2 protein-coding genes and 1 pseudogene are annotated in these 3,214 nt (G+C 37.3%); 2 read left to right on the top strand and 1 reads right to left on the bottom strand.

The annotated features are described in order from the left end of the window. Positions 1–175, bottom strand: a pseudogene (locus tag OZD63_RS02920) (IS66 family transposase); the annotation flags it as partial. 424 nt (positions 176–599) lie between these two features. On the opposite strand from OZD63_RS02920, the gene OZD63_RS02915 reads away from it, so the two are divergent. Both OZD63_RS02915 and OZD63_RS02910 read left to right on the top strand, forming a co-directional pair. Further along, the gene (locus tag OZD63_RS02915; RefSeq protein WP_274979923.1) at positions 600–1,241 is read left to right on the top strand and encodes a protocatechuate 3,4-dioxygenase; all 642 of its coding nucleotides are present in this window, start codon (positions 600–602) and stop codon (positions 1,239–1,241) included. Positions 1,242–1,337: 96 nt separating this feature from the next. Beyond that, complete coding sequence (locus OZD63_RS02910; RefSeq protein WP_274979924.1) at positions 1,338–2,840, top strand: leucyl aminopeptidase; 1,503 nt, start codon at positions 1,338–1,340, stop codon at positions 2,838–2,840. Positions 2,841–3,214: the final 374 nt, after the last annotated feature.

The following is a 3,214-nucleotide window of genomic DNA, read 5'->3' as shown; positions in this document are numbered from 1 at the left end:
ACAATTCTTTAGAGCTCGGTAGAGATGAATTTTTCGAGTTTAAACCAAGCCTTTCCTTTAATTCAGCGTTTTCTATCTTTAAAGCTTTATTTTCTGCTTTTAAGTTTTCTATCTCTGCTTTCAGTTTTTCTATTTTTTGCTGTAAATTTTTGCAAAGTTCTAAAAGGTTTACCACATTACCTCACTTTTGCTCTATGATTATCTTTATTATCTTGCTTTGTCTACCTTATTCTACCACTCCGCTGAACGGATACAATTTACTAAACAGAAAAAAAGGCAAAAGAAACCCTAGGGTAGCTAGTTATTCACTATCCATTTTTTAAGTTGGCGTTTTTTAATGTTTTAAATAGCGCGCTTCAGCTTGTGCAGGTAAAAACCTAGAAATATTGTGAAGACATAAGGTGCACATAGTGCAAAAAATTAAAAACAAGACGCCAACTACGTTGTTTTCTTGCTGTTTAATCTGCACAGATGAAGATAACTGAATACCTTCAGTTTTATGATAAGGGGGCTGGCGAAGGGTGTCAAGCAAGTTTTTTCGTTTCTATTTCCAATAAAAGTTTGTTATATGGTTGTGCAAGAAGTCTATTGTAAATGAAATGAATGTGAAAAATATCTTATTAGCGTTTTTAGTACAAATGGTATTCAGTTTGCCGCTATTTGCAGCTGATCCTGTTTTGCTCAACTGCATTGAAACTCCAGAAATATATGACCTTGATGCAAGGCCAAAAAATTTTAGCTCTTCAAACAATTTAAGAAGGAAACCTGGTTCTCCAAATAGTGCAACAGGAGAATTAATACACATAGTGGGTAGAATTACTGATATAAACTGTTTACCAATACAAAATGCTGTAGTTTCTATATGGCACGCGAATTCACGCGGCGTGAACCATTACGATAAGAATATAGAGGATGATCCGAATTTTGCTGGATCAGGAAGGTTTGTAGTGAATAATCTTGGCTATTATAATTTTATTACGATAGCACCTGGTAAAACTGGTGATAGAGCTCCACATATCAACTTTCTAGTTCAACATCCGGATTTTCCGGAATTCACAACGCAAATGTTTTTTGTTGACCATAATTGCGATAATTGTGCTGATCCTGTTCTTGGAGATTTTGTTAGTAATGGGCTTGCAAGCCTTCTCATAACACCATTTACTTACAGTGATCAGGTCATAAAAACCTATACGTTTAACATTACCTTGGGCGGATATAATAAGTTCTCTAATAAAAGATAAAAACCCTTGCATGTAAGGGGGTCCATAGTAAACTTAAGTGTTATTGTACTTAGGATGTGTATGAAAAATATCTTACTGATGTTTTTGCTATGTTTTATGTACAATTTACAATTATTTGCAACGGAGATACCAGCAATGAAAATAACAATTTCTAAAATTTCGCCCGATTTTAAAACAATAGTAATGGGTTTATTTGAAGACAACGAAACCGTAAATGATAGCGGAGTTTTGCAAAGAAAACAGGTCATAGATAATATAAAGCAATTTAGCGATTTCAATGGAAGTTTTGGTGAATTTTTCTCTACTGCTTTGCCAGAAGAAAAAAATGTTATAGTTGTTGGACTGGGTAAGAAGGATGAATGGAATGAAAATAAAGAATTAAATATTGGTGGTAAAATATATTGTGAGCTAAGCAGATTAAAAATTAAAAAAGCAGCGGTTTTAATCGAAGGTAGTGCAGCAAATGTTGCATATGGTGCGTTTCTGCGTAGTTTTAAATTTGATAAGTATAAAACTAAAAAGGATGAGAAAATTGCAGAGGTAGAGGAGATTACCGTATTAGTAAAAGATGAACAATTAAGTAATGCTGAAAGATCATTTGAGCACTTAAGGCAAGAAGGTGAGAGTATATTCCTTGCGCGCTCTTTTATAACAGAGCCTCCTAACATTCTGTATCCAGAATCCTATGCTGATCATATAAAAAAAGAACTTACTAAGCTTGGCCTTGAAATCGAGGTGCTTGATAAAAAGCAGATGGAAGAGAAAAAAATGGGAGCCTTGCTTGGAGTTGCACAAGGAAGTAGTAAAGAACCAAAATTAGTAGTGATAAAATGGAATGGAGCTTCTAAAGAACAAAAGCCTATAGCTTTTGTTGGTAAAGGTATAACGTTTGACACTGGTGGAGTATCACTCAAACCTTCACGTGGTATGGAGTCGATGAAATATGACATGGCAGGCTCTGCTACTGTGGTTGGGGTGATGCATGCTTTAGCAGGACGAAAAGCAAAAGTAAATGCAATCGGCGTGGTCGCACTTGCAGAAAATGCAGTGGGTGGTAATGCTCAAAGGCCAAGTGATGTAGTAACTTCAATGTCTGGGCAGACGATAGAAGTGTTAAACACTGATGCAGAGGGAAGGCTTATACTTGCAGATGCTTTGTGGTATACGCAAGAGAGATTTTCACCACAATTTATGATTGATCTTGCAACCTTAACTGGAGCTATAGTGGTTGCACTTGGAAATAACGAATATGCTGGTCTTTTTTCAAATAATGATGAATTAGCAAACCGTCTGATTGATGCCGGAAATGAAGTAAATGAGAAGTTATGGCGTTTTCCTATGAATGAAACTTATGACAAAATTATTGATTCACCGATTGCTGATGTTCAAAACATCGCTCCTGCAGGCTCTGGTGGAGATAGCATAATGGCTGCACAGTTTTTACAGCGTTTTGTGAATGAAACTTGCTGGGCACATTTAGATATCGCAGGCACTGCTTGGCACGAGAAAGGTACTGACATTTGTCCAAGAGGAGCAGTAGGTTTTGGTGTAAGGTTACTTAATAAGTTGGTTGAGAAGTACTACGAAGCCAATGATTAAAGGTCTTTATACTGGATTTATGGCTTAGCTACATGAACGTTTATTTTCGAGGCGCAGCAAATGAAAGTAGCTGATACATATTTCTTTTTTTCTGGATTCCAGTGTCAGCTACTTTCATGACACCCTGACAACCGTCATCCCGCTACTTGTTAGCGGCTGAGATACCGCGGCGGTATGACGTAGGACTGCTGTCATCCCAGTGCTCCTTTTTTGTCACCCAAGTAGCCTCCTATGGTGTCATCCCAGCGCCCCTATGATGTCATCCGAGTAGCCAACACTGGTTTCCATCCAAGACGGTGTCGTTCCAGTGCGTGACACTGGAATGGCTTTGTTGCATCGCTCTTCGGATAGTAGGTAACGTACAATAAATTCAT

Source organism: Wolbachia endosymbiont of Drosophila leontia (genome assembly GCF_028981785.1).
In the GTDB taxonomy this organism is placed as follows: domain Bacteria; phylum Pseudomonadota; class Alphaproteobacteria; order Rickettsiales; family Anaplasmataceae; genus Wolbachia; species Wolbachia pipientis.
Note: the sequence above shows the minus strand (reverse complement) of the source record. Positions and strands in the feature narration are given on the sequence as shown.

Coding starts and splice junctions, on each gene's coding strand:
- OZD63_RS02915 (WP_274979923.1), top strand. CDS start 600: ATGAATGTGAAAAATATCTTATTAGCGTTTTTAGTACAAATGGTATTC.
- OZD63_RS02910 (WP_274979924.1), top strand. CDS start 1,338: ATGTACAATTTACAATTATTTGCAACGGAGATACCAGCAATGAAAATA.